Raw genomic sequence first — 25,136 nt, forward strand, 5'->3', positions numbered from 1 at the left:
GGCAACGGATGGGGAAAGCGCTTTCCCGAAACGTACGGCCGTCCCCCTCCGAGCGTCAAGTGGGACGGTGACGCCGGCGGGCGGAGGCGGGCCCTCCGCCCGTACGCCGGCGAAGGGAGCTAGCCGTCGAGCCGGGCCAGCGCCTTGGCGATGGGATGGGCCGTGAGCGAGAGCTGCCACTCACGCGCCCCGAGCGCCCGCAGTCGCGTGGTCACGCTCTCGTCGCTGATCTCAGCGGGTGGCTCCCAGGTGAGCCTGCGCACCGCGTCGGGCTGGAGCAGGTTCTCCGTGGGCATGCGGTGCTCCTCGGCCAGCGCGGCCACCACGGCCCGCGCCGCCGCCAGACGCTTGGCCGCCGCCGGGTCGCGGTCGGCCCAGCGGTTGGGCGGGGGCGGACCGTCGCCGGGCGTGCTCGGCTGGGGCAGCTCGGCGTCGGGCAACGTCCGCGCCCGGTTGACGGCGGCCAGCCAGTCGTTCATGTACCGGCGGGCGCTGCGGCCGGTGAAGGCCGAGATCTCGGTCAGGGCCTTCTTCGTGCGGGGCCCCTCAAGGGCGGCGGTGACGATCGCGGCGTCGGGCAGCACCCGGCCGGGGGCCAGGTCGTTCTCCCTGGCGATCGTGTCGCGCATGGTCCACAGCTCGCGCACGATGGCCAGCGCGCGCACGTTGCGCACCTTGTGGATGCCCGACGTACGCCGCCACGGGTCGGAGCGCGGCGCCGGCGGCGGGGTGTTGAGCACGGCCGCGAACTCCTCGCGCGCCCACTCCAGCTTCCCCGACCCGGCCAGCTCCTCGTGGAGCATGTCGCGCAGCTCGACCAGCACCTCGACGTCGAGGGCGGCGTAGCGCAGCCAGTCCTCCGGCAGCGGCCTGGTGGACCAGTCGGCGGCCGAGTGGCCCTTCTCCAGCCGCAGCCCGAGCACGGTCTCGACCATCGTGCCGAGCCCGACGCGTTCGTAACCGAGCAGCCGGCCGGCCAGCTCGGTGTCGAAGATCTCGCGCGGCTTGAAGCCGACCTCCATCAGGCACGGCAGGTCCTGGGACGCGGCGTGCAGCACGACCTCGGTGCCGGTGAGCGCGGCGTCGAGCGCCGACAGGTCGGGGCAGCCGACCGGGTCGATCAACGCGGTGCCGGCGCCGGCCCGGCGGAGCTGGACCAGGTAGGCCCGGTTGCCGTAGCGGTAGCCGGAGGCGCGCTCGGCGTCGACCGCCACGGGCCCGGTGCCCGCGGCGAAGGCGTCGACGACCCGTGCCAGCCCGTGCGCGTCGGCGATCACCGGGGGGATGCCCTCGCGGGGTTCGAGCAGGGGCTCGACGATGCGTTCTTCTGTCATGAGCTCACCGACCTCATGACGCTGGTGCTGTCTTGACTGGTGCCCTCACTTCGTACGGTCACTCTCCGGATCATCACGTCGGCGCGGCAGCGCGGCCACGTCGGGCGGGAGCGGCGGGATCCCCGCCGCCAGGCACATGAGGTCGCACCAGGCGGCGACGTGGCCGGACAGATCCTCCTCGGCGGGCGACCAGGACGCACGCAGCTCGAGCTCGGTCGTGACCGGGTCTTCCGCCTTGTTGCCGAAGCCCTCGGACACGGCTCTAGTCACGGTACCGCCCGCGGCGGAGTAGTCGGCTTCGTGCGCCTCCAGGGCCTCGGTCAGCCAGCTCCACACGACCGGGCCGAGCAGCGGGTCGGAGGTGATCTCCGGCTCCATGTCGGCCCGGACGTAGGCCACCAGCCGGAACGGGCCCTCCCAGCCGCGCTGGCCGTCGGGGTCGTAGAGCAGGATCAGCCGGCCGACCGCGAGCTCGTCGTCGTCGCGGTAGACCGAGGCGCCGATGGCGGCCGAGTAGGGGGCCAGCCGCTGCGGCGCGGGGAGGTCCTCCAGCTCGATCTCCGGCCTGACCTCGGACAGCCGCAGGCTCTGCGCCGCGCGGGTGAACGCGGCGGGCGGCGGTGGCTGGTCACCGAGGGTCATAGCCGAAGCGTAGGTCGAGGACGGACGGAAGGGGACCACGGGGGTGCTCATCCTTGGTGATCAAGCCGCTGCCGTAACCAGCTGGCGAACCGGTCGGGTGGTCTCGGCCGAGCCGAGCAGGATCGCGTGGCCGCATTCGGCGCAGGCCCATTCCGGGCACTCGCCAGGACCGTGTCCGTCGAAGCAGGGCGGCTGCTCGAACAGCCGCTCGCCGGCGCAGGCAGCACAGCGCTCGCTGCGAACCTCCGGGGAACTCCACAACGCGGTCATCGCACCAGTCATCGAACCGGGGCCTTTCTTCGGGTCGTGGCTCCGACGTTGGCACGAGCCGCTGACAATTCCCCGCAACGCGCTCGGCGTGTCCCGAAAGTGGTCGCTGAATCGGTGCCGCGCGGTGGGTTGGTGAACATTTGGTCCAGTCGAGACCGGCTCTCTGGGCGGGCATGGGGTGTGTTCGACCCGTGTGCGACGCCGCTGCCGGGCAGACCGGTAAACCTTCATCTGGCTATCTGATCATGATTTTGGGTATCCAATGCATGTTTTTCCGACACCCCGCGCCGATGTCCGGGCCGATCCGGTCACCCCCGCGCCGATGTCCCGGCCGATCGGGTGCCATGGCACCCTTGGAGGGTGAATCTCGCCGACTCAGCCTTCCTGCGCGCCTGCCGCAGGCAGCCCGTCCCGCACACCCCGGTCTGGTACATGAGGCAGGCCGGGCGATCGCTGCCCGAATACCTGAAGGTCCGCGAGGGTGTGCCGATGCTCACCGCCTGCGCGACGCCCGACCTGATCGTCGAGATCACCATGCAGCCCGTGCGCCGCTACGGCGTCGACGCGGCCATCTTCTTCAGCGACATCGTCGTCCCGCTCAAGGCCATCGGCGTCGACCTCGACATCAAGCCGGGCGTCGGCCCGGTCGTCGCCGACCCGATCCGCGACGCGCGGGCCGTGGAGGCACTGCGCCCGCTGGAGCCGGGCGACGTGCCGTACGTGACGGAGGCGATCTCAGCCCTGGTCGGCGAGCTGGGCGGCACCCCGCTGATCGGCTTCGCCGGCGCGCCCTTCACGCTCGGGTCCTACCTCATCGAGGGCGGCCCGTCGAAGAACCACGACCGCACCAAGGCCATGATGTACGGCGAGCCCGCCCTGTGGCACTCCCTCATGGAACGCCTGTCCGACATCGTGCTGGAGCACCTGCGCATCCAGATCGCGGCCGGCGCCTCGGCGATCCAGCTGTTCGACTCGTGGGTGGGCGCGGTGGCCCCGGAGGACTACCGCGAGTTCGTCCTGCCCCACACCCGGCGCATCTTCGAGGGCGTCGCGGGCGTGCCCCGCATCCACTTCGGCGTGGGCACCGGCGAGCTGCTCGGCGTGCTCGGCGAGGCCGGGGCCGACGTCGTGGGCGTCGACTGGCGGGTGCCGCTCGACGAGGCGGCCCGGCGCGTCGGGCCGGGCAAGGCGCTGCAGGGCAACCTCGACCCGGCGATCCTGCTCGCGCCGTGGGAGGTCGTGGAGCGCAGGGCCCGCGAGGTGCTGCGGCGCGGCGCGGCGGCCGAGGGGCACGTGTTCAACCTCGGCCACGGCGTGCTCCCCTCGACCGACCCCGACCAGCTCAAGCGCCTGACCGACCTGGTGCACGAAGCGGGCGCCTGACCCTCACGCCGCCGACGGCCCGGGCTCGGCGGGCTCGGGCTCCGGCGCGGCAGGGGGCGTGGGGCGGCGCGCGCGGTTGCGCCGCACCAGGAACACCGCCACGGCCACCAGCGGCGCCAGGACGAGCAGCCACGGCAGCAGCGCGCCGACCACGGTCAGCGCAGTCTTGGTGAACGACACCAGCGCCTCCCACCCGGTCTTCAGCCCGCCGAGGAAGCCCGCCGGCTCCTCGGCCGGGTCCTCGACCACGGTCACCGGCCCGACCAGCCGGAGCGTCAGCGTGGCCATCGCGACCTGGGTGGCCAGCTCCTTCTGCTGGGCCTGCAACGCCTCCAGGTCCGCCTCGCGGGAGTTGATCTCCCGCTCCACCTCCAGCACCTGCCCGATGGTCTCGGCCTTCTTCAGCAGCGTGCGCAGCGACTCCAGCGACTTCTGCGCCGACCTCAGCCGGCTCTCGACGTCGGCGACCTGGAGGGTGACGTCCTGGGTGCCCTGGGTCATCGAGAGCTGCTTGCCCAGCTCCTTGCCCAGCCTGGCGGTCACGTCGGCGTACCGGGCAGGCGGGATCTTGAACTCCAGCAGGGCCGAGTCCTCGGTGTCGCCGGCCGACTCGGCCTCCTCCTTCGACAGGTAGCCGCCCGCCGCCGTGACGAGCTGCTTGGCCTGCTGCGCGGCCGAGGTGACCTGCTTGGCGCGCACGGTCATGCTGCCGGTGTAGATCACCTGCCGGTCCGGCTGCCGCTGGGCCGGCTTGACGCCGGAGACCGCGCTGTCGCCGTCCTGCGGCGCGGCCTGCCTCTTCGGCGCGGCCAGGTCCCGCGCCTCGGGGGCGGCCATGCCCTGCGAGGCCACCGCGGGCGAGCCGCCCGACGCCATCTCGACGTTGCCGCCGCCGCAGCCCGCGAGCAGCAGAGTGGCGCAGGCCGAGAGCGCGATGCCTAACCGGATTCTCCTCATGCCCTTATGACGGAAACTGGATCACCCCGGTTTGGCGACATACATCACGGTAGGGTCACGTGCCCCGATCAGCTGGGCGGTCTGCCGAGGCGGTAGCGTCAGGAGACGTGGAAGGGAAACGGGCGCACGTCGTCGTCATCGGCGGTGGGATCTCCGGCCTGGCGGCCGCGTGGTTCCTCCGTCAGGGTACGAGCGAGCAGGTCAAGGTGACCGTGTTGGAGGGCAGCCCCCGCCTCGGCGGCAAGCTGCACGCCTCCGAGGTCGCGGGGGTGAGCCTCGACGCCGGGGCCGAGGCCATGCTGGCCCGCCGGCCGGAGGGCGTCGAGCTGGCCAAGGCCGTCGGGCTGGAGGACGAGCTGGTCCTGCCCGGCACCGTGCGGTCGGCCGTCTACTCCAGGGGCGCGCTGCGGCAGATGCCGAAGGGGCACGTCATGGGCGTGCCGGCCGACCTGGCGGAGCTGGCCAGGTCCGGCATCGTCTCGCCCGGCGGCCTGCTGCGGGTGCCCCTCGACCAGGTCCTGCCGCCCACGCTGGTGCGCACCGACGTGTCCGTGGCCTCCTACATCCGGGCCAGGATGGGCGGTGAGATCGTCGAGCGCCTGGTCGAGCCGCTGCTCGGCGGGGTCTACGCCGGCCGTTCCGACATGCTGTCGCTGGAGGCGACGATGCCGCAGGTCGCGGCCGTCGCCAGGGCCGAGCGCTCGTTGCTGAGCGCCGCCCGGCACATCGTCGAGGACGCGCCCAAGAACGGCGGGCCGGTCTTCACGACGCTGCGCCAGGGCCTGGGCGGCCTGCCCGAGGCGGTGGCCAAGGCGTCCGGGGCCGACGTCCGTACCGGCGTGACCGTGCGCGAGCTCCACCGCACCGAGCACGGCTGGCGGCTGGTCGCCGGGCCGGTGCCGCGGCCCGAGGTGATCGAGGCCGACGCGGTCATCCTGGCCACGCCCGCGCCCGCCGCCGCCCGCCTGCTCAAGGCCGAGGTGCCCAAGGCCGCCGCCGAGCTGACCAGGATCGAGTACGCCAGCATGGCCGTCGTCACGCTCGCCTACCCGATCGACGCGCTCCCGCAGCCGCCGACCGGCAGCGGCTACCTGGTGCCGCCGGTGGAGGGCCGGCCGGTCAAGGCGGTGACGTTCAGCTCGGTCAAGTGGCCCCATCTGGCCCAGGACCTGCTGCTCGTACGCTGCTCGGTCGGCAGGATCGGCGAGGAGCACCTGCTCCAGCGCGACGACGCCGAGCTGGTGTCGCTGGCCACGGCCGAGCTGGCCGACGTGATCGGCGTGCGCGGCCTGCCGGTCGACAGCCGGGTCACCCGCTGGGGCGGCGGGCTGCCGCAGTACAACGTGGGCCACCTCGACCGGGTGGCCAGGGTGCGCGCCGCGGTCTCGGGCGCCGCCGGGCTCGCCGTGTGCGGCGCGGCCTACGACGGCATCGGCGTCCCCGCCTGCATCGCGACCGCCCGCACGGCCGCGGCCCGGATTCTGGACCACCTGTCGCGAGAAGGAGAATGAAGGACATGACAGAGGGCGCGCCGCGGCCGAAGGCCCGCGATCTCAACCAGGTGATCCGTTACACCATGTGGTCGGTCTTCCAGGTGACCGAGCAGGTCCCGGGCAACCGGGAGAACATGGCCGACGAGGTCGAGGAGCTGCTCGCACAGGCGGCCGGCAAGGACGTCGTGACCAGGGGGGTCTACGACGTCGCCGGCTTCCGTGCCGACGCCGACTACATGTTCTGGTGGCACGCTCCCACGCCCGAGGACCTCCAGGACGTCTACTCCCGGTTCCGCCGCACCGGCCTCGGCCGGCACAGCAGGCCGGTCTGGTCGGCCATGGCGCTCCACCGGCCGGCCGAGTTCAACAAGTCCCACATCCCGGCCTTCCTGGCCGAGGAGGAGCCGCGGGCGTACGTCAGCGTCTACCCGTTCGTGCGCTCCTACGAGTGGTACCTGCTGGAGGACTCCGAGCGGCGGGCGATGCTGGCCGAGCACGGCCGGATGGCCCGCGACTACCCCGACGTGCGGGCCAACACCGTGGCCTGCTTCTCGCTCAACGACTACGAGTGGATGCTGGCGTTCGAGGCCGACGAGCTCCACCGCATCGTCGACCTGATGCGCACGCTGCGCGGCGCGCAGGCCCGCCGCCACACCCGCGTGGAGATCCCGTTCTACACGGGCGCCCGCAAGCCGGTGCAGGAGCTCGTCGCGGCCCTGCCCTAGCGGTCATGGCGGCCCGGGGCGGCCCGGGGCGGCCCGAGGCAGCGAGGAACGTCGGGGCCAACTTGACGATCTCCCTGAAGTGATCTATCCCCTTTGTCACAATCGAGGGTGAATTCCCTTTCGGTGGCGTGACGTCGGTGGCACGGTCCACGCAGGGGCTAGGAGGGCCGGGTGGAACAGTCCGCGGAAGGTCAGGGCCCCGGGCGCCGGCGCGCGCCAGGCCGTCATGCGGCGTTACGGGACACGACACCGTCCGCCCGGCAGCCCGGCGACCGGGCGGAGCCCCGCACCGGCGGCCGGGCTGAGGCGCGTACGGGTCACGCGCGGGTGACCGGCGGCCCGGCGGAGGTGCGTGCGGGACGCGGGCGGCGTGGGCGGCGGCGGCGCGGGCGTGCGGGAACACGGGGCCTGGCCGCGGGCGCGGTGGCGCTGGCCGGGGGAGTGGCGCTGCTGCTCGGCCTGAACGGCGCGTTCGGCGGCACGGTCGCCGCCTCCGGAGCCCCGGCCGGCGCGGAGGGCGCCACGGCCCGGCAGGACCCGGCGGCCGAGGGCGGCGTCCCGGCGAACCCGGGACGGGCGCCGGCCAGCGGCAAGGGCGCCGCGGAGGCGCGCGAGCTGCCGAAGGGCCAGGCCCGGCCGAGCACGCCGGCCACTGCCGACCCCGCCGGCTCAGGGACGCCCGCCAGGACCGGCGCCGCCGACCCCGCCGCGGAGCCGGACGCCGTCCAGGGCAAGCCGGACACCGTCACGGGGAAGACCGAGACCGGCGACGCGCAGGTCAGCCTGCCCGAGGCCGACGACCCGGGCGCGGCGAAGGGCGGCGACTCGGCCGGTTACAAGGCCGACGGACCGTCGCGGCACACCGACCGGGAGGCCGCCGAGTACTTCCGCGCCCGTTGGGGGCGGGGCGACAAGGCGATGAAACACCTCAAGGACATCCGCACCGTAGGCGGATATCTGCGCATTTACACGAACTTACCGGACAGCGCCGACAACTCCGCCGCGGCCATCACGCTGTGCAAACGCGGCCTGGAGTACCTCAGGGCGAACGGCGTGAAGCGTCCGATCGTGTTCGTGCAGGCGGAGTTCGGCGAGAACGGGAACCCCGTCCTCGCCAACATCCTGGGCCCGTCCGACCACAGCTGCCGTGTCACGTACCCCCGGCCGAACTGACGTGCGCCGGGAAACCGCGGGAGCCGCCGAGGCGGGCTAGCGCACCCGGACCCTCGTCTTCGAGCACACCTCACACCGCTGAGTCACGACACGCCCGATCGTCTCAATCGTCACCCAGCGGTGGCGAAGATGGACACGGCCCACAAGCAGGCCCCTACCCCTTGTGGACGATCGGTACGCTCTGTCGCTGATCGATCACCCCTTGGGTTCGAGCCTCAGTGAGACCGAGTTGATGCAGTAACGGTCGTCGGTCGGCGTCGGATAACCCTCGCCGTGGAAGACGTGACCGAGATGGGAGTCGCAGCGGGCGCAGCGCACCTCCGTGCGCACCATGCCGTGACTGTTGTCCTCGATCAGCCTCACCGCCTCCGACCCCGACGGCTCGAAGAAGCTCGGCCATCCGCAGTGCGACTCGAACTTCGTGTCGGACCGGAACAGCTCGGCGCCGCAGGCGCGGCACGAGTACACGCCCTCGGTCTTGGTGTCGACGTACTCCCCCGTGAACGGGCGCTCGGTCCCGGCCTCCCTGAGCACGTGGAACTCCTCAGGAGAGAGCCTGGCCCGCCATTCGGCCTCGCTCTTGACCACCTTGTCCATGCGTCCAGACTACGAGATCCGGCAAAAAGAGATCTCCGCAGGGTGAAGCATCCTTTCTCGGCCGAATTCGCGTCTTTGTCGGTAAGGGGGTGTCATCGCCTCCTGCCAAGGGGTGAGATCGTCCGCGGCTCGCCGTAGCGGCACAGCCCACGCCCGTGCTGGCGCCGCTGGCGACCCGAGATGGCCGGCCGGGTGGCGCGCCAGCGCCCGGAACGGCGATGGATGATCTTAGGTCCGTCCCGTCGAGCCCCGGTCCCGCCACCGACGCGGCTCCGGGACGGGCCCACCTCTCACGTCGGCCCCGTTGTCGGCCGTGTTGTCGGCTCTGTCGTCGGCTGTTCTGTCGGCGCGGGGGAGTAGGTTCGGTGGCATGGCATCGCCGTTCATAGAGCTCAAGGTGGGGGAGCGGACCGTCAAGGTCACCAATCCCGACAAGGTCTACTTCCCGGAGATCGGGGCGACAAAGCGGGAGCTGGTCGAGTACTACGTGAGCGTCGGCGAAGGGGCCCTGCGCGCGCTCAGAGACCGGCCGACCAACATCAAGCGCCATCCCGACGGCGTCCAGACCGAGGCCATCTACCAGAAGCGCATGCCGCCCAGGCATCCCGAGTGGCTGCAGTCGGTCACGGTCACCTTCCCCAGCGGCCGCACCGCCGACTCGCTCCGGGTCACCGAGGTCGCCGCGATCGCCTACTGCGCCAACCTGGGCACCATCGACTTCCACCCCTGGCAGGTGCGGGCCGCCGACGTCGAGCACCCCGACGAGCTGCGCATCGACCTCGACCCGCAGCCCGGCCTGGAGTTCGACGCCGCGCGCCGGGCCGCCGAGCGCACCCGCGAGGTGCTCGACGAGCTGGGCATGGCGGGGTTCGTCAAGACCTCGGGCAACCGCGGGGTGCACATCGCGGTGCGCATCGAGCCCCGCTGGGACTTCGTCCAGGTGCGTCACGCCGGCATCGCGCTGGCCAGGGCGGTCGAGGCCCGCGATCCCGACCTGGTGACCACCGCGTGGTGGAAGGAGGAGCGCGGCGACCGCGTCTTCATCGACTTCAACCAGAACGCCAGAGACCGCACCGTCGCCAGTGCCTACTCCGTCCGGGCCCAGCCGCACGCCCCCGTCTCGACCCCGCTGACCTGGGACGAGCTGGCCGACGCCGACCCGCGCGACTTCGACATCCGCACCGTCCCGGCCCGCTTCGCCAAGCTGGGCGACGTGCACGCGGCCATCGACGACCGGGCGTACTCGATCGAGCCCCTGCTGGAGATGTACGCCGCCGACGACCGCGGCGACCTGCCCTACCCGCCCAACTACCCGAAGATGCCGGGAGAGCCCAAGCGCGTCCAGCCCAGCAAGGCCAGGAACGCGCCGGAGGAGAAGTGATCACTCACGTGCCGGGCGCGGCGGGAGTCCCGGTCACCGACGGCTGACCTCCGGTGTCGGCAACCCGAAAGGCCGGCCCCGTCGTGGGGCCGGCCTTTTCGCGGGAGCCGGTCAGCAGGTGTCGGCTCCGTCGAAGGTGCGCACGCCGCGCGGCACGCGCGAGTAGATGGTCTCGCCGGGGTCCACGGTCTGGCAGGCGCCGTCCGTCCCGCGCGCCCAGATGATCTTCAGTCGCAGCCGGTAGCCGCAGTCGTTGCGGGCGTAGCCGGTCTTGGTGATGGTCCCGGTGTTCTGCCAGACGGTCACGCACGACGGCGCGTTCCCGGCCGGCGCCGCCCAGGCCGGCAGCGAGCTGAAGGTGCAGCACGCGACGGCGAGGGTGGTGAGGGCTGCTCGGGTGGCTGGGCGCATGTGAGGTGTCCTTCCGTTCCGGCCTCGGCCAGGCGGCTGCCTGGGCAGGGGGCGAGGTGGAGACATAAGCGAACATCTCAGATCGATAACGGCGGTGGCGATCGTGAGCTGGTACAGGATGCGAGCCGCAGGTCTGGGCGTGTCGCGCGTAACGCTGGGACGACGCTTCCGAAAATGTGGTCGAGTCCCCACAAAGCCCTGCACCCCTTCCGCCTGACGAAACGCACCGGACGGCATGACGGACAACATGCTCCGGACGGCATGACGCCGGAAGTCACGCGGTTCGGGCCGAACCAGTCAGGCGTTTCCCGCATCGAAACGGTCATGAACTCAAGCGCCACGCACAAGAGCAGCCCGATGGCCCGCCGACTCCGCGTCTGGGCGTCGACCGTCGCCCTGTCGACCTCACTGGCGCCGATCCTCGCCACGGGCGCCGCCTTCGCCGCGACCGGCCCGGCGGCGACCGACCCGTTCCAGGGCGTCGACTGGGCGCCCGTCGTGGAGCGGGCGCTGCACTGCCCCAAGCCGGGGCCGAAGGACAAGTGGTACGTCGTCCGCGCTCGGGTCGCCGCGGTCGGCGACCTCACGCGGGACGGGCGTCCGGACACCGTCGTCACCTCGTCCTGCCCGAGCCCCACGGCGGGCAACCCGGTGCTGGCCTTCGTCTACGACGGCGCGTCCCGGCGTTCGGCCCCGCGGCTGATCGGCACGCTCGGCAAGAACCGGTACTTCAAGACCCAGACCGTCGCCGTCCAGAACGGCGAGGCGCGCCTGAGTGGCAAGGTGGTCAGCGACAAGGCTCCCCGGTGCTGCCCCGACCTGCTCGTCCGCCAGACCTACAGGTGGACCGGCAAGGCGTTCAAGCGGACGTCGGAGAAGCTGGCCAAGCTCTCCTGAGCAGGGCGGCGGCTGTGGGCCGCACGGCCGGACCCGGCGCCTGGGACGGGACCCGACGGCCCGGCCGTGCGGCGGCACAGGAGGTGCGGCCGAGATCGAAGGTAACTCCCGTACCTCCCACTGGGGGAGAAATCGGATATGTAAACTTCCGCCCCCGGTAGGGGATTCTTCATCCGAGTAGAAGAAACCTCATCCCCGGCGAAACGCCGAAGCACCCGTCCCGAAACGGCCCCGGCCGGGCGCGGGCCCGGACGACTGCGCGCCTCGGGCGGGATGCGCGCCTCGGACGGGTGCCCGCCTCGGACGGGGTGCGGGCCCGGGCGGGTGCGGGTCCGGACGGGTGCGCGCTTCCAACGGGGTGCGTCTCTCGGACGGGTTCAGGTTCGGGCGGGTGCCCGTCCGGGCGGGTGTGGGCCCGGACGGGTGTGGAGCGAGCGCTCAGCGGCGCACGAGGTGGTGCGGCGCCAGTTCGCGGGTCTCGCCGCGTTCCAGGTAGACCACCCGGTCGGCCAGGCCCACCTGCTCGATGTGGTGCCGGAAGTCGTCCAGCGGTGAGCTGAAGACGCCGTAGTCGTCGTAGTGCACCGGCACCACGGTGTGCGGGTTGATCAGGTCGACCCAGGTCGCGCCCTGCTCGCCGTCCATGGTGACCAGCAGGGTGCCGAGCAGGCGGGTGCCGCCCAGGTGCACGAGCGCGAGGTCGACCTCCGGGAAGCGACGCGGGATCGCCTCCAGGCGGCGGTCGAGCAGGGTGTCGCCGCTGATGTGCAGGCGCAGCTCCACCAGGCCCTCGGGGCCGCGGAACTCCAGCATCGTCCCGATCACCGGCGGCAGCAGCGTCTCGGCGGGGCCGGGCGCGTGCCTGGCGGGCAGGGCGGTGACGGTCACGCTGCCCTGCGGGCCGCTCAGCTCGTGCTGCTCCCACACCTCCAGGCCCGTGCTGCGGCCGAAGCCGCGGCGGCGCAGCGTGCGCGCCGCCTGCCGGGTGGTGATGATCTGGGTGCCCTTGTCCAGGCCCTTCTCCGTCACCCGGTCCCAGTGGTCCCCGTGCAGGTGCGAGAGCACCACCGCGTCGATGGGCGGCAGGTCCGACACGTCGATGGCCGGGTCCTTCAGCCGGCGCGAGCTCAGGCCGTAGCCCAGGTACGCCCGCTGGCCGCGGTGCAGGAAGTTGGGATCCGTCAGCAGCGTGAAGCCGTTGTAGCGGATCAGCGTGGTCGCGTTGCCGATGAACTGCAGGCTGCCCTTCATCCCGCTCACCCCGGATACGGCGGGTGCTGGCCCGGAGGCACGCCGCCGCCCTTGCCGCCGCCCTTGTGTCCCTTGTCGCTGCCGTGCGGACGACCGGCCCGCTTGCCGCCGCTCTTGGACTCCGGCACGGCGTCGGTGGATTTCGAGTTCGCGCCGGACTTACCCGACCGGCGAAGTTCGGGCTGTTGCGGATTACTCATGGCTTTTGTCCCCCTTTGCGGCTTATCACCTACCTCGCTGCTCCGCCGCCAAACCCGCCGCCAAACCCGCCGCCCGCGGCGCCTACCGGGTCAGGCCCGCGTCGTGGGCGATGAGGCCCGCCTGGGTGCGGTTGTGGCAGCCCAGCTTGTCCAGCAGGCGCGACACGTACCCCTTGACGGTGGGTTCGGCCAGGTGGAGGCGGGCGGCGATCTGCGCGTTCGACAGCCCCTCGCCGAGGCAGGCCAGCACCTCGCGCTCGCGTCCGGTCAGCGACTCCAGCAGCTCGCGGGCGCGGGCGCGGGCCGGGTCCGCGGCGGCCGAGGCCGCCACCAGCCTGCGGGCGGCGACCGGCGACAGCACGGTGTGCCCCTCGGCGGCCACCCGGACGAGCCCGATCAGGTCCTCCGGCGGCGTGGACTTGACCAGGAAACCGGCGGCCCCCGCGCGCAGGGCGCGCAGGACGTACTCGTCGGCGTCGAACGTCGTCAGCACCACGACGACCGGCGGCCGGGGCAGCTCGGCCAGGCGTTCGATCGCGGTGAGCCCGTCCACGCGGGGCATGCGCAGGTCCATCAGCACGACGTCCGGACGGCTGCGCACGACCGCCTCGACGCCGGCGGCGCCGTCGTGGGCCTCGTCCACGACCTCGATGTCGGGCGCCGAGCCGAGGATGGTGCGCAGGAAACGGCAGACCATCGGCTCGTCGTCCACGACCACGACCCTGATCATGTCGCCACGTACGCCGGGAGAACGGCCTCGACGGTGAACCCGCCGTCGGGGGCCGGCCCGGCGCGCAGCGTGCCGTGCACGACTTCGACCCGCCGCCGCAGGTCGGCGATGCCGAGGCCGGAGCCGGTGCCGGCCAGGGGGCCGCCGGGCAGGCCGGTCGGCGGCGTGTTGCGCACCGTGAGCCGTACCCGCGCCTGGCCGTACTCGATCCGCACCTGCACCCGCGCGCCCGGCGCGTGCTTGCGCACGTTGGTCAGCGCCTCGCGCACGATCCGGTACGCCGTGCGCCCCACCACCGGCGAGGCCAGCGCCCGGTCGCCCTCCTCGACCAGCTCGGCCGGGGTGCCCACGGAGGCGGACTCGGCGACCAGCGCGGCGAAGTCGGCCGCCGACGGCGGCACCTCCGGCTCCGGCGCGGTGCGCAGGACGCCGATCAGGTCCCGCAGCTCGTCGAGCACCTGGCAGCCCGCGGCCCGCAGTTCCTCGGCGGTCTGCCGGGTGTGCTCGTCGGCCGCGGTGACCCGCAGCGCGCCGGCCTGCAGCACCATGAGGCTCACCCGGTGGGTGACGACGTCGTGCATCTCGCCGGCCAGCCGGGCGCGCTCCTCGGCGCGGGCCTGCTCGGCCAGCAGGTGCCGCTCGCGTTCTGCGCGCTCGGCGCGTTCGACCAGCATCCTGAGCACCCGCCGCCGTCCGTCGAGGTAGAGCGCGAGCAGCGGGCCGACGGCCGTGCGCAGCACCCCGTCGACCAGCACGCCTGCCGACGGGTCCCACACCCGCGCGATCACCATCGTGTACGCGGCCAGCGCGGCGACGGCGATCCGCCGGTCCCTGCGGTCGTAGAGCGGTCCGTACGCCGCCGCGATGGTCGCGAACGGCGCCCACACGTTCCCCTGCCCGGCCGGGACCAGCACCCCGCCCGGCGAGATCAGCAACGTCACCACGAGCGTGTACGTCCCCAGCACGCCCAGGACCGTCAGCGGCGCCCGGCGGCGGACCACCAGCGACAGGCACGCGGCCGCCTGGACCGCCAGCAGCGCCCAGGCGAGCGGACCGGGACGCTCGGGCCACCACGACAGGCCGAGCAGCGTCGAGCCGGTGTCCAGCAGCGCGAATCCGCCCGCGATGGCCACGTCCAGCACGCGGGAACGGCGACACGCCCCTGCACCCATGCCGCAAACGCTACGACATCCCCACATGCCGTAAATATCGGGTAAGCGGGAAACCATACGAAAGTCGCATGCGCTCCCGCCGATCGTCGCCCCGGTGACCGACGGCTCGCCCTGCCGCACGGCCACCCCGCCGCCGTGCAATGGACCCATGACGAACCTCCCCCTGCTGGGCCGCTACGAGATCGACACCGAGAACTCCGCGATCCGCTTCACCACCCGGCACCTGTACGGCCTCGCCCGCGCCCACGGCACCTTCGACGTCAGGGGCGGCACCGTGGAGGTCGCCGAACCGCTCGCCGACTCCCGCGTGCACGTGGAGATCGACGCCGCCGGCTTCCACACCGGCAACCACCGGCGCGACGAGACCGTGCGCTCGTCCCGCTTCCTCGACGCCGTCCGCCACCCCCTCATCACCTTCACCGGCGGGCCCACCGGCGACGGGACGCTGACCGGCACGCTCACCGTCACCGGCGTCGAGCGCCCGCTCACCCTCACCGTCGAGCGCTGCGACGTGACCGCCAACGGCTTCACCGTCGTGGTCGCCGCCCGCGTGGACCGGACCGCCTTCGGGGTGACCGCCATGCCCGGGCTCGCCGCCCGTCACCTGTCGATGTCGGCCGAGGTCAGGTGCGTGCGGGCGGGCGTCACGGATCGCGGGGAAGGCCCAGCGCGCGCTCGGCGATGATGTTGAGCTGCACCTCCGTGGTGCCGCCGCCGATGGTGAAGGCCCGGGCGGTCAGGATCATGCGGTTCCAGTGGCGGTCGGACGGCGCCAGCGACCAGCAGAACTCCGAGACCGCCTGCGCGTGCCGCATGCCGAGCAGCTTGCGCACGCTGGAGGCGGGCCCCGGGTCGGCCCCGGCCAGCCTGGACAGCGTCACGCGCAGCCCGAGCGCCGAGATCGCCTGGCCCTCGGCCCACAGGCGGCCCGCCTGCTCGCGTTGCGACTGCCGCAGCGGCGGCAGGGTCCCGATCAGCCGGATCATGTCGGTGTGCCGGGAGCCCGGCCCCCAGGAGTCGCCGAGCGCGACCCGCTCATGGGAGAGCGTGTCGCGGGCCACCCGCCAGCCGCCGTCCACCTCGCCCACCACCAGGTCGTCCGGGACGAAGACGTCGTCGAGGAAGACCTCGTTGAAGATCTCGTCCCCGTTGATCTCCTTGAGCGGCCTGATCGTGACGCCGGGGGCGGACATGTCCACCAGGAAGTACGTGATCCCCTCGTGCTTGGGCCTGCCGGGGGAGGTGCGGGCCAGGCAGATGCCCCAGTGGGCGTACTGGGCGAGGGACGTCCAGATCTTCTGGCCGGTCAGCGACCAGCCGCCCGCCACGCGGGTGGCCCTGGTGGACAGGCCGGCCAGGTCGGACCCGGCGCCCGGCTCGCTGAACAGCTGGCACCACACGAGCTCGCCGGTGAACGTCCTGGGCAGGAAACGGTCCCGCTGCTCGGGGGTGCCGTACGTGACGATGGACGGGACCGCCCAGGCGGCGATCCCCAGGTTGGGACGCTTGAGGTCGCGGAACTCCTGGTGGATGATCACCTGTTCCAGCGGCGTGGCCGCGCGGCCCCACGGCCTGGGCAGGTAGGGCATGATCCAGCCCTCCCGCGCGAACCGGCCCAGCCGGGTGAGCGGCTCCTCGCGTCGCAACGACTCGGCCTCCGCCCTGATCGCCTCCCTGAGCGGGACGGACTCCTCGGGCAGGTCGGGCTCCATCGCGCGGCGGGCGCCCGCCAGGGCCAGCTCGGCGACCTGCTCGGCCCACGGCCCCGGGTCGCCGGCGAGCATGCGGCCGGACAGGGCGCGGCGGTAGTGGCGGTGGGCGTCGTGCTCGAAGGTGTAGCCGATGCCGCCGAGCACCTGGATGGCGTCGGCCGCACAGCGCACCGCCGCGTCCGGCCCCAGCACCGCCGCCACCCCGACGGCCAGCCGCACGTCGTCACCGAGCCCGCCGAGCCCGGCGGGCCCGTCCGTGGGCGGGGCGTCCGTAGGTGGGGTGTCCAAGGCGCGGGCGGCGTCCCAGACGGCGGCGCGGGCCTGCTCCAAGGCGACCAGGGCGGCCGCCACCCGGTGCTTGACGCCCTGGAACTGGCCGATCGGGCGGCCGAACTGCTCGCGTACATTGGCGTGGGCGGCGGCCGTGCCGACTGCCCAGGCGGCGGTGCCGCACGCGTCGGCGCCCAGCAGCACCGCGGCCAGCTCCCGCACCGGCACCGGCCCCAGCAGGCGCTCCGGCGGGACGTCGCGGCCCGCGACGGCCGTGACCGTGCACAGATCCCGGTCCAGGTCGACGCCCTCGGCGGGCTCGGCGCGCACGCCGGCCCGGTCGAGCAGCGCCCACCCGTCACCGTGCGGAACGAGGAACAGGTCGGCCCCGGACGACCCGAGGGCGAGCGGCCCGAGCACGTCGGCCGCCCCGAGGGCGAGCGGCCCGAGCACGACGGCCGCCGTCAGCGACCCGTCGGCCAGCCCGCGCAGCAGGCCGGGCGCGAGCGGCCGCCCGGACCGGGCGAGCGCCGCCGAGGCCAGCACACCCGGCAGGTACGGCCCCGCCACCCGAAGCTCGCCCAGCACCTCCAGCGCCACGCACAACTCGACCAGCCCGTACCCCTGCCCGCCGTGCTCCTCCGGCAGGTGCAGCCCCAGCAGCCCCTGCCCGGCCAGCGCCCGGTGCTCGACGGTACGCCCCGCCAGCCCCCGCACGGAGTCCGCCAGCGCCCGGTGTTCCTCGGTCAGCCCGATCCCCATGGACGAACACTAGAACGATATTCGGTCGATCTCCAGGGCCCGGGAAAACCGTTGGCGCGCGACCGGAGGGGGTGGTTAGCCTGGCAACCGTCCTGTTCGGTGCGACTTGTGGAGGTGGGTTGATGACCGGCACGGCGCCCAGCGCGCCTCTCTCGTGCCGCGGGTGTGCTCGCCTCCCTGTGTTCCAGAGCCTGAGGACGAGTATCTGAAGTCCTGGCCTCAATGGGCCGGACCGCCTGTGGCACCAGCGTGCCTGTGAGGCCCGCTCGGCGCTCCCTTGCTGCCTTTTCACGACAAATCCGGCAAGGAGAACCCAGGTTGTCTGCCAACGGCAAACCTCGTTCCATCATCAGCACCGACACCTTCGCCTGCGTCCGCTGCGGCCTGACCGTCGCCGCGTACGCGCCCGGCGGCGTCCGCCGTAACCACTGCCCGAGCTGCCTGCACTCGTTGCACGTGCTCGACCGGGTGGAGGGCGGCCCGTCGGAGTGCCGGTCGCGGATGAACCCGATCTCCATCGCGGTCCTCCGCACCGGCGACTGGATGATCATCCATCGCTGCTCGCGCTGCGGCGAGCTGACGTCCAACCCGATCTGCGCGGACGACAACCAGCTCATCCTCATGCGCATGGCCGTACGCCCGCTCGCGCAGCCGCCGTTCCCGCTCGAAGCGTTCGGCGACCTGTGACATGCCCAGGAGGAACCCTGGCCGGGCCAGGCCGCAACAGCCCAAGGCCGTGCGACGTGACGAGCGCGGCGACGCGTTCCGCTGCGTCGGCTGCCGGCTGGACGTACCGATGGACGCGCCCGGCACGGCGCACCGCAACCACTGCCCGCACTGCCTGACCAGCCTGCACGTCGACCACCGGATCCCGGGGGACCGGCGGGCGGGCTGCCGGGGCCCGATGGCGGCGCTCAGCGTCACCGTCAGGCCGGACGGGGAGTGGCTGATCATCCACCACTGCCAGGCGTGCGGCGGGCTCAGCGCCAACCGCATCGCCGGCGACGACAACGCGCTGGCCCTGCTGCGCATCGCCGTACGGCCGCTGTCCGACAGCCGCCTGCCGGTGAACGCCCTGCTGGCGCTCTGACGCAAGGCGCTGTCAAAGAGGTGCCTTGACGACGGCGGGCCGCCCTCCGGGGCGGCCCGCCGCTCGCGTCGGCCTGGTCGCGTCGGCCTGGTCGCGATGGCCTAGTCGCGATGGCCTAGTCGTCGCCGAACTCCAGGCGCAGGGCCAGCGTGAAGTCGCTCACCGCCTCCTCGTGCCGCTCCATCTCCTGGAAGATCTCGCCGCGCACCCGGTAGGCCCAGATGTACTCGGGATCCAGCTCGATGGCGCGGTCCAGGTCGCGCAGCGCGGCCTCGTTGTCGCCCATCTCGCTCAGCACCGCGCCCCGGCTGCCGAACGCGCGGTCGTTGTCGGGGTCGAGCTCGACCGCTCGGTTCAGGTCGGCCAGCGCCTCCTGGTAGCGGTCGGTCATGCGCAGCGCCTCGCCGCGCCGGCTGAGCGCCCGCACGTGGTCGGGGTCGGCCTCCAGGGCCCTGGTGTAGTCGGCGATGGCCTCGCTGTAGAGGTGCATGCGCTGGTACAGGTCACCGCGCGCCACCCACGAGTACGCCAGCTCCTCGTTCAACGCGATGATCTTGGCGTGCTCGTCCAGGGCCTCGTCCAGCCGGTCCATGTCCACCAGGGCGTCGGCCTTGGCCTCCAGGATCCACAGGGACTCGGGGGCGAGGGTGAGCGCGTGGTCGAAGTCGTCCATCGCCTCCTCCAGCCGGCCGAGCGCCGCGTACGCCTGCCCGCGCGAGCCCAGCGCGTACGCGCTGTCGGGTTCCAGTCTCAACGACTCGTCGAAGTCGGCCAGGGCGGCCTCGTACCGCTCGATGACCCGATGGCTCTCGCCGCGCAGCCGCCAGGCCCGGGCGTTGTCCGGGACCAGCGTTATCGACTCGGTCAGATCGGCGATAGCGGCCTCGTGCCGCGACAGCGCGATGTACGATTCGGCTCGGCTGCGCAGCACGGACGCCCGCGACTGGGCGGCTGCCTCGGACAGCTCGGTCAGCTCGGACTGGTCGTTGATCCCCTCGCTCATGGAGGGAATCTATCTAACTAAATCTGGATGATGGCCGCCTTTTCCCGGGTGTACTCCAGGACGGAATCGTGGCCGTACCCGCTGTCCTTCACGCCGCCGAACGGCAGGCCCGGAGGCATCTGGCGGTAGGTGTTCACCCACACGGTGCCGCTCTGCAGATCCCGCACGAACCGGTGCGCCCGTCCGAGGTCCCGCGTCCACACCCCGGCCGCCAGCCCGTACGGCGAGTCGTTGGCGATCTCCAGCGCCTGCTCGTCGCTCTCGAACGGGATGGCCACCGCCACCGGCCCGAAGATCTCCTCCTGGCAGATGCGCAGGCCGTTGTCCTCGGTCGTGTAGAGCGTGGGCTCCACCCAGTAGCCGCCCGGCAGGCCGGGCACCACCTCGGCCCCCGACCGCCCGCCGAAGACCAGCTCGGCCCCCTCCTTCTCGGCCGTCTCCAGGTACGAGCGCACCCGCTCGAACTGCCCGGCCGACACGATCGGGCCCATGGTCGTGGCCAGGTCAAGGGGGTCGTCCAGGACCAGCCCGGCGCAGATGTGCCTGATCCGCCCGAGCAGGTCGTCCCAGATCGACCGATGGACGAGGATGCGCGACCCGGCCACGCACACCTGCCCGGCGTTGCCGGTGTAGACGGAGTTCACGGTGACGCCCTGCGCGGCGGCGTCCAGGTCGGCGTCGGGGAAGACGATGTTGGGCGACTTGCCGCCCAGCTCGAACGTCAGCGGCTTCAGCGCGTCCGCCGAGGCCCGGGTGATGGCCTGGCCGGTGGCCGTGGAGCCGGTGAGGCTGATCTTGCCGACGTCCCGGTGCCGGACGAGCGCGTCGCCGACCTCCTCCCCGAGCCCGCTGACGATGTTCAGCACGCCCGGCGGGAACACCTCGGCCAGCAGCTCGCCCAGCCGCAGCACCGACGCGCCGGCCTGCTCGGCGGGCTTGACGATCACCGTGTTCCCGGCGGCCAGGGCGTAGGCCGCCTTGGCGGAGAAGGTGGAAATGGGGGAGTTCCAGGGGATGATGCAGACCGCCACCCCGTACGGCTCGCGCCGCGTCAGCCCGAGCGTGTCGGGCCCGAGCAGGACGGTGTCGCCCTTGACCGCCTCCAGGCACTGCCCGGCGGCCAGCTGCCACAGGTACGCCATACCCGGCAGGTCCTTCTTGAGCGTGTCGCGCAGGATGCGGCCGTTGTCGCGGGTCTCCAGCCGGGCCAGTTCCTCGGCGTGCCGGGTGAACACCTCCGACACCTTGCGCAGGAAGTGCGCCCGGCCCAGGGCGGGCATGGCCGACCAGGCGGGGAAGGCCGCCCGCGCCGCCGCCACGGCGGCCTCGGCCTCGCGCGCGCCACTGGCCGGGATCCGGGCCCACGCCTCGCCCGTGGCGGGGTTGACGGTGTCCATCGTCCGGTCCGCGGGGACCAGCTCGCCGCCGATGAGATTGCGGTAGTCAGGCACGCGCCCAAGCATATGCTTGCTTGCCACGAGCGGGCCAGCCCCGGATGGATCGGGGCATAATGGTCTTCCGTGAAAATCGACCTGACCTGGCCGGAAACCGCCGACGAGCCCCTGTTCGCCGCCGTCCACCGCGTGCTGCACGCCGTCGTCGAGCTGGGCGGCGCGGTCGGCTACCTGGCGCCGCCCTCCAGGGACGAGACCGACCCGTGGGTGGAGGCCACGCTCGCGATGGCCAGGAAGGGCGAGGGGCGGCTCGCCCTCGCCACGGTCGACGGCACGGTGCAGGCCATGGGCCTGTGGCGGCGCGGCCAGGAGGCGGTCTTCCGGCACTCCGGCGAGATCGGCAAGGTCATGGCCCACCCGCAGGCACGCGGGCTCGGGCTCGGCCGGGTGGTCGTGTCCGGCCTCGCGGACGACGCCCGCGCCGCCGGCATCGAGACGCTCACGCTGCGGGCGCGCGGCAACAACCACGGCGCGATCGCGCTGTACGAGAGCCTCGGGTTCCGCGAGTGGGGGCGGCTGCCGAACGTGGTCGAGGTGGGCGAATGGCGCTTCGACGAGGTGAACATGTACCTGGAGCTCGGCCGCCCGCCCGGCACCATCCTGCACGGCTCCTCCCCGGGCGGCCCCGGCTCCTCCCCACAGCCCGGCTCCTCGCCACAGCCCGGCTCCTCGCCTCAGCCCGGCGATTCCCCGGGCGGCCCCGGCTTCTCGCCTCAGCCCGGCTAGGATCGGGGCATGCTGCTGGCCCCCGGAGTGCACGCCGTCGTCACCGACCGCCACGGAGGGGTCAGCGCCCCGCCGTACGGCTCACGCAACCTCGGCGGCATGGTCGGCGACGACCCGGCGGCCGTACGGGCCAACCGCGAGGGCCTGGCGGCCGAGCTGGGCGTGCGCGCCGTCGTCTACATGCGCCAGGTCCACAGCGCCGACGTCGCCTACGTGAGCGAGCCGTTCGGCGACGACCCGCCGCCGCTCGACGGCGTGTTCACCACCGAGCCGCGCCTGGCGCTGGCCTCGCTGGGCGCCGACTGCCCGGCCGTGCTGCTGGCCGACCCCGAGGCGCGCATGGTCGGCGCCGCCCACTCCGGACGTCCCGGCACGGAGGCGGGCGTGGCCACCGCCCTGGTCGAGGCCATGGCGGCCAAGGGCGCCCGGCCGGGCCGGATGGTCGCGCTGATCGGCCCCGGCGCCTGCGGCCGCTGCTACGAGGTGCCCGAGGACCTGCGCGCGCAGGTGGCCTCGAAGGTGCCGCCGACGTGGTCCACGACGTCGTGGGGGACCCCGGCGCTCGACCTGCGGGCCGGGATCGAGTCCCAGCTCAGGGCGGCGGGCGTCGCCGACGTGCGGCACGACGCGCGCTGCACCATCGAGTCCGCCGAGCTCTACTCCCACCGCCGCGAACAGCCCGGCGGCCGCTTCGCCGGCCTCATCTGGCTGACCTGACCCGGAAGCCCGCCCCCGGAGGGGGTTACTTCTCGCGGGAGCCGTTGAAGACGACGTTCACGATGATGATCCCGACCCAGATCGGGATCAGCGCCATCGCCCGCCCGCCCCCCGCGAAGGCGAGCGCGACCGTGGAAAGCGTGCCCAGCGAGAGCGAGACGATCGCCAGCGCCAGCCGCTGGCCGTCGGACCCCCTGGCGGGCGCCTTGGCGCGCGGGGCCGTGCCGGCCAGGCGCTCGTCGACCCGCCGGTCGACCTCCTGGCCCACCTTGTCGAGGAACGACTCCACCAGGGCGTCCTCGAAGTCGGGGCCGAGGTCGCGCCGCGCGGACACGGCCGCCTTGAGCTCATCACCGGTGGTCATAAGGGAGAGACTAGACCGCTTTGCCCCCTAACGGGCGAGGATGTCGTCGAGGTCGTAGCTGACCGGCCGTTCCAGCTGCTCGTACGTGCACGACTCGGGCGTGCGGTCGGGCCGCCACCGCCGGAAGTGCGCCGTGTGCCGGAACCGGTCGCCCTCCATCTGGTCGTAGGCCACCTCGATCACCAGCTCGGGCCGGAGCGGGATGAACGACAGGTCCTTCTTGGCGTTCCACCGCGACACCGCGCCCGGCACCCGCTGCCCGCCGGTCGCGGGCCCCGCCGCCGGCTGCCCGGCGTTGGCCGTGGCCTGCTCGGCCCAGTGGCCCCACGGGTGCTCGCTCAGCTCCGCCAGGTACGGCTTGAGCTCCTCCACCAGCTCGGCCCGGCGCGCCATGGGGAACGAGGCCGCCACGCCCACGTGATGCAGCCGGCCGTCGTCGCCGTAGAGGCCGAGCAGCAGGGAGCCGACGATGGGCCCGGTCTTGTGCTCGCGGTAGCCGCAGATCACCACGTCGGCCGTGCGCTCGTGCTTGACCTTGAACATCGTGCGCTTGTCGGGCACGTACGGCTGGTCGCCCGGCTTGACGATGATGCCGTCGAGGCCCGCCCCCTCGAAGGCGTCGAACCATTCGCGCGCCTGCTCGTCGGCGGTGGTGACCGGCGTCAGCCGGACGGACCCGCCCTGGTGCGGGAACAGCTCCTCCAGCCGCCGCCGCCGCTCGGCGAACGGCTCCTCCATCAGCGACTCGTCGCCCACGGCCAGCAGGTCGAAGGCGATGAACTGGGCCGGCGTCTGCTCCGAGAGCAGCTTGACCCGCGAGGCGGCCGGATGGATGCGCTGCTGGAGGGCGTCGAAGTCGAGCTGCGCCCCCCGGGGCAGCACGATCTCGCCGTCGATCACCACCTTGCCGGGCAGCTCGGCCTTGACCGCCTCGACCAGCTCGGGGAAGTAGCGGGTGAACGGACGCTCGTTGCGGCTGCCGAGGTAGACCTCGTCGCCGTCCCTGAACACGATGCAGCGGAAGCCGTCCCACTTGGGCTCGTAGAACAGGGTGCCGTCCTGCTTGGGCATGGCCTTGACCGGCTTGGCCAGCATCGGCGGCACGGGCGGCCGGACCGGGAGGTTGGGCACCGGCTCCGGCTCTTCGACGGGCTGCTCGGTCATGGGCTCTGCTCCCTCGTGTATCTGCAGAAGAGGACCCCCTCCTCTTCCAGGACCTGGCGGAGGTCAAGCGGGACCTGCGCGGCCACGCCGTTCAGTATGCGGGCCGCGCCGCCCGCGACCAGCATGGGACTCACCGACAGGCACAACTCGTCGATGAGGTCGTCGGCGGACAGCTGCGCGTTGATGCGCGGGCCGCCCTCGCACAGGACGCGGGTCAGGCCGCGCTCGTGCAGCTCGCGCACGGCCAGCCGCATGTCGACGCCGTCGTCGCCGGCGATGATCAGGTCGGACCGCCGGCCGGCCAGCTTGCGGCGCTCGGCGGGCGCGGACTCGCAGGTGATCACGATCGTCGGGTTGGTCGCGTCGGTGAACAGCTCGCCGTCGAGGTCGAGGTCGAGGCTGCGGGTGATCACCGCGATCGGCGGCACGTCGGGACGCCCGGCCCGGATCGACGACCAGGAGGCGCGCGGCTTGACCGGGCCGTAGCCCTCGGTGCGCACGGTCGCCGCCCCCGCGACGATCACGTCGGACAACCCGCGCAGGACGGCGAAGATGCGCTTGTCGCCCCTGCTCGACAGCCCGCCCGAGCGCCCCTGCAGCCACGCCGCGCCGTCGGCGCTGGAGACCATGTTGAGTCGCAGCCAGGGCCGCCCCTCGGGGTAGGCGTACGCCTCGGGGATGTCCGGATTGTCTTGAAAGTCGGGATAGATGCGCCGCACTCCTCTACCTTGGCACACCCCACCGACAAACCGTCCCCGGGGGTTTTGCGGCTGACAGCACTTCTGAGTAACTGAAGGACGAAAGGCCCGGAGACTGCATACGGTGGCGGCAGAGCCTCGCCGGGAGGGGACATGGGCCTGCTCACCGCCGTCACATGGACGATCGCCGCACTGATCGGGATCTACCTGCTCTACCGCTGGCTCTCGGCCGGCGGCCTGCGCCGCCAGGAGGCCAAGGTCACCCGCTTCCCGGTGACGCTGCTGCTGTCCCATCCGGCGCTCGCGGCCGCGTCGCTGGCCTGCTGGGTGGCCTACCTGCTGACCGGCCGCGCCCCGCTGGCCTGGCTCGCCCTCTGCGGGCTCACCGTGGCCGCGCTGCTGGGCTTCACGATGTTCACCCGCTGGCTCGGCGGCGGACGCCACCAGCGCCGGGCCACCGGCTTCCCGGTGCTCGCCGTGGTCCTGCACGGCGTGGCCGGGGTGACCACGTTCGCGCTGCTCCTCGTCACGGCCGGCATCGCCCGCGTCTTCTGACGGCC

At 72.7% G+C, this 25,136-nt stretch carries 27 protein-coding genes; 12 read left to right on the forward strand and 15 right to left on the reverse strand.

Annotation, left to right across the window (positions count from 1 at the left end; genetic code table 11):
- Nucleotides 1-119: 119 nt before the first annotated feature.
- Both ACWEJ6_RS10430 and ACWEJ6_RS10435 read right to left on the reverse strand, forming a co-directional pair.
- The gene (locus tag ACWEJ6_RS10430) at nucleotides 120-1,334 is read right to left on the reverse strand and encodes an HRDC domain-containing protein (protein ID WP_452422876.1); all 1,215 of its coding nucleotides are present in this window, start codon (nucleotides 1,332-1,334) and stop codon (nucleotides 120-122) included.
- Nucleotides 1,335-1,379: 45 nt separating this feature from the next.
- Nucleotides 1,380-1,976 carry a DUF3000 domain-containing protein gene (locus tag ACWEJ6_RS10435; protein WP_352365603.1) on the reverse strand — a complete coding sequence of 199 codons (597 nt, stop codon included), beginning with the start codon at nucleotides 1,974-1,976 and terminating at the stop codon, nucleotides 1,380-1,382.
- 654 nt (nucleotides 1,977-2,630) lie between these two features.
- On the opposite strand from ACWEJ6_RS10435, the gene hemE reads away from it, so the two are divergent.
- Nucleotides 2,631-3,629 carry a uroporphyrinogen decarboxylase gene (gene hemE / locus ACWEJ6_RS10440; protein ID WP_358285965.1) on the forward strand — a complete coding sequence of 333 codons (999 nt, stop codon included), beginning with the start codon at nucleotides 2,631-2,633 and terminating at the stop codon, nucleotides 3,627-3,629.
- A gap of 3 nt (nucleotides 3,630-3,632) precedes the next feature.
- On the opposite strand, the gene ACWEJ6_RS10445 is transcribed toward hemE, so the two are convergent.
- Nucleotides 3,633-4,586 carry a DUF4349 domain-containing protein gene (locus ACWEJ6_RS10445; protein ID WP_452422878.1) on the reverse strand — a complete coding sequence of 318 codons (954 nt, stop codon included), beginning with the start codon at nucleotides 4,584-4,586 and terminating at the stop codon, nucleotides 3,633-3,635.
- Nucleotides 4,587-4,693: 107 nt separating this feature from the next.
- On the opposite strand from ACWEJ6_RS10445, the gene hemG reads away from it, so the two are divergent.
- The 3 genes from hemG (at nucleotide 4,694) to ACWEJ6_RS10460 (ending at nucleotide 7,977) form a co-directional block, all read left to right on the forward strand.
- On the forward strand, nucleotides 4,694-6,097 hold the full coding sequence (hemG, locus tag ACWEJ6_RS10450) for a protoporphyrinogen oxidase (RefSeq protein ID WP_452422880.1): 1,404 nt from the start codon (nucleotides 4,694-4,696) through the stop codon (nucleotides 6,095-6,097).
- Between the two features lie 5 nt (nucleotides 6,098-6,102).
- Nucleotides 6,103-6,804, forward strand: coding sequence for a hydrogen peroxide-dependent heme synthase (gene hemQ / locus ACWEJ6_RS10455; protein ID WP_352365611.1), 702 nt, complete (start codon nucleotides 6,103-6,105; stop codon nucleotides 6,802-6,804).
- 171 nt (nucleotides 6,805-6,975) lie between these two features.
- Nucleotides 6,976-7,977: a hypothetical protein gene (locus ACWEJ6_RS10460; RefSeq protein WP_452422882.1), complete on the forward strand. Its 1,002-nt coding sequence runs from the start codon at nucleotides 6,976-6,978 to the stop codon at nucleotides 7,975-7,977.
- A gap of 195 nt (nucleotides 7,978-8,172) precedes the next feature.
- Here ACWEJ6_RS10460 and msrB read toward each other — a convergent pair whose 3' ends face one another.
- A complete protein-coding gene (gene msrB, locus ACWEJ6_RS10465; RefSeq protein ID WP_352325044.1) occupies nucleotides 8,173-8,574 on the reverse strand; it encodes a peptide-methionine (R)-S-oxide reductase MsrB in 402 nt (133 codons plus the stop codon).
- 370 nt (nucleotides 8,575-8,944) lie between these two features.
- Here msrB and ligD point away from each other — a divergent pair, with 370 nt between their 5' ends.
- Nucleotides 8,945-9,955, forward strand: a complete 1,011-nt coding sequence (gene ligD / locus ACWEJ6_RS10470) for a non-homologous end-joining DNA ligase (RefSeq protein WP_364328479.1) — start codon at nucleotides 8,945-8,947, stop codon at nucleotides 9,953-9,955.
- Between the two features lie 111 nt (nucleotides 9,956-10,066).
- Here the strand turns inward: ligD and ACWEJ6_RS10475 are convergent, their stop codons facing one another.
- A complete protein-coding gene (locus ACWEJ6_RS10475; RefSeq protein WP_358284770.1) occupies nucleotides 10,067-10,366 on the reverse strand; it encodes a hypothetical protein in 300 nt (99 codons plus the stop codon).
- Between the two features lie 324 nt (nucleotides 10,367-10,690).
- On the opposite strand from ACWEJ6_RS10475, the gene ACWEJ6_RS10480 reads away from it, so the two are divergent.
- Entirely contained in the window at nucleotides 10,691-11,263 is a 573-nt protein-coding gene (locus ACWEJ6_RS10480) for a hypothetical protein (RefSeq protein ID WP_452422885.1), read from the forward strand.
- A gap of 438 nt (nucleotides 11,264-11,701) precedes the next feature.
- Here ACWEJ6_RS10480 and ACWEJ6_RS10485 read toward each other — a convergent pair whose 3' ends face one another.
- The 4 genes from ACWEJ6_RS10485 to ACWEJ6_RS10500 form a co-directional block, all read right to left on the reverse strand.
- Entirely contained in the window at nucleotides 11,702-12,514 is an 813-nt protein-coding gene (locus ACWEJ6_RS10485; RefSeq protein ID WP_358284774.1) for an MBL fold metallo-hydrolase, read from the reverse strand.
- Nucleotides 12,515-12,519: 5 nt separating this feature from the next.
- On the reverse strand, nucleotides 12,520-12,714 hold the full coding sequence (locus ACWEJ6_RS10490; RefSeq protein ID WP_352325673.1) for a hypothetical protein: 195 nt from the start codon (nucleotides 12,712-12,714) through the stop codon (nucleotides 12,520-12,522).
- Nucleotides 12,715-12,796: 82 nt separating this feature from the next.
- Nucleotides 12,797-13,444 carry a response regulator transcription factor gene (locus ACWEJ6_RS10495; RefSeq protein ID WP_452422887.1) on the reverse strand — a complete coding sequence of 216 codons (648 nt, stop codon included), beginning with the start codon at nucleotides 13,442-13,444 and terminating at the stop codon, nucleotides 12,797-12,799.
- On the reverse strand, nucleotides 13,441-14,616 hold the full coding sequence (locus tag ACWEJ6_RS10500) for a sensor histidine kinase (RefSeq protein ID WP_452422889.1): 1,176 nt from the start codon (nucleotides 14,614-14,616) through the stop codon (nucleotides 13,441-13,443). Before ACWEJ6_RS10500 ends, ACWEJ6_RS10495 begins: the two co-directional genes overlap by 4 nt.
- Nucleotides 14,617-14,764: 148 nt before the next feature.
- On the opposite strand from ACWEJ6_RS10500, the gene ACWEJ6_RS10505 reads away from it, so the two are divergent.
- A complete protein-coding gene (locus ACWEJ6_RS10505; protein WP_452422891.1) occupies nucleotides 14,765-15,301 on the forward strand; it encodes a YceI family protein in 537 nt (178 codons plus the stop codon).
- Here ACWEJ6_RS10505 and ACWEJ6_RS10510 read toward each other — a convergent pair.
- Nucleotides 15,261-17,360: an acyl-CoA dehydrogenase gene (locus ACWEJ6_RS10510; protein ID WP_452422893.1), complete on the reverse strand. Its 2,100-nt coding sequence runs from the start codon at nucleotides 17,358-17,360 to the stop codon at nucleotides 15,261-15,263. The two genes, ACWEJ6_RS10505 and ACWEJ6_RS10510, sit on opposite strands and share 41 nt — an antisense overlap.
- A 318-nt stretch (nucleotides 17,361-17,678) precedes the next feature.
- Here ACWEJ6_RS10510 and ACWEJ6_RS10515 point away from each other — a divergent pair, with 318 nt between their 5' ends.
- Together ACWEJ6_RS10515 and ACWEJ6_RS10520 are read left to right on the forward strand one after the other, a co-directional pair.
- On the forward strand, nucleotides 17,679-18,047 hold the full coding sequence (locus ACWEJ6_RS10515) for an RNHCP domain-containing protein (RefSeq protein WP_452422895.1): 369 nt from the start codon (nucleotides 17,679-17,681) through the stop codon (nucleotides 18,045-18,047).
- A gap of 1 nt (nucleotide 18,048) precedes the next feature.
- On the forward strand, nucleotides 18,049-18,450 hold the full coding sequence (locus tag ACWEJ6_RS10520) for an RNHCP domain-containing protein (protein WP_352365635.1): 402 nt from the start codon (nucleotides 18,049-18,051) through the stop codon (nucleotides 18,448-18,450).
- Nucleotides 18,451-18,565: 115 nt separating this feature from the next.
- On the opposite strand, the gene ACWEJ6_RS10525 is transcribed toward ACWEJ6_RS10520, so the two are convergent.
- Both ACWEJ6_RS10525 and ACWEJ6_RS10530 read right to left on the reverse strand, forming a co-directional pair.
- On the reverse strand, nucleotides 18,566-19,453 hold the full coding sequence (locus tag ACWEJ6_RS10525) for a tetratricopeptide repeat protein (protein ID WP_452422897.1): 888 nt from the start codon (nucleotides 19,451-19,453) through the stop codon (nucleotides 18,566-18,568).
- Nucleotides 19,454-19,470: 17 nt separating this feature from the next.
- Nucleotides 19,471-20,916: an aldehyde dehydrogenase family protein gene (locus ACWEJ6_RS10530; protein ID WP_387664089.1), complete on the reverse strand. Its 1,446-nt coding sequence runs from the start codon at nucleotides 20,914-20,916 to the stop codon at nucleotides 19,471-19,473.
- A 57-nt stretch (nucleotides 20,917-20,973) separates the two neighbouring features.
- Here ACWEJ6_RS10530 and ACWEJ6_RS10535 point away from each other — a divergent pair, with 57 nt between their 5' ends.
- Entirely contained in the window at nucleotides 20,974-21,633 is a 660-nt protein-coding gene (locus ACWEJ6_RS10535) for an N-acetyltransferase family protein (RefSeq protein WP_452422899.1), read from the forward strand.
- A gap of 9 nt (nucleotides 21,634-21,642) precedes the next feature.
- Nucleotides 21,643-22,350, forward strand: a complete 708-nt coding sequence (pgeF, locus tag ACWEJ6_RS10540; protein WP_452422901.1) for a peptidoglycan editing factor PgeF — start codon at nucleotides 21,643-21,645, stop codon at nucleotides 22,348-22,350.
- 25 nt (nucleotides 22,351-22,375) lie between these two features.
- Here pgeF and ACWEJ6_RS10545 read toward each other — a convergent pair whose 3' ends face one another.
- Genes ACWEJ6_RS10545 through ACWEJ6_RS10555 form a run of 3 tightly spaced genes read right to left on the reverse strand, consistent with a single transcriptional unit; the run spans nucleotide 22,376 to nucleotide 24,597 of the window.
- A complete protein-coding gene (locus ACWEJ6_RS10545; protein ID WP_357964915.1) occupies nucleotides 22,376-22,714 on the reverse strand; it encodes a hypothetical protein in 339 nt (112 codons plus the stop codon).
- Nucleotides 22,715-22,741: 27 nt separating this feature from the next.
- Nucleotides 22,742-23,878, reverse strand: a complete 1,137-nt coding sequence (locus ACWEJ6_RS10550; RefSeq protein ID WP_364328449.1) for an ATP-dependent DNA ligase — start codon at nucleotides 23,876-23,878, stop codon at nucleotides 22,742-22,744.
- Entirely contained in the window at nucleotides 23,875-24,597 is a 723-nt protein-coding gene (locus tag ACWEJ6_RS10555) for a pyrimidine reductase family protein (RefSeq protein WP_352325690.1), read from the reverse strand. The genes ACWEJ6_RS10550 and ACWEJ6_RS10555 overlap by 4 nt, the downstream gene beginning before the upstream one ends.
- 132 nt (nucleotides 24,598-24,729) lie before the next feature.
- Here ACWEJ6_RS10555 and ACWEJ6_RS10560 point away from each other — a divergent pair, with 132 nt between their 5' ends.
- Nucleotides 24,730-25,131, forward strand: coding sequence for a hypothetical protein (locus ACWEJ6_RS10560; protein WP_358284798.1), 402 nt, complete (start codon nucleotides 24,730-24,732; stop codon nucleotides 25,129-25,131).
- The last annotated feature ends 5 nt before the right edge of the window (nucleotides 25,132-25,136 follow it).

This window comes from Nonomuraea sp. NPDC004702, from assembly GCF_053601695.1.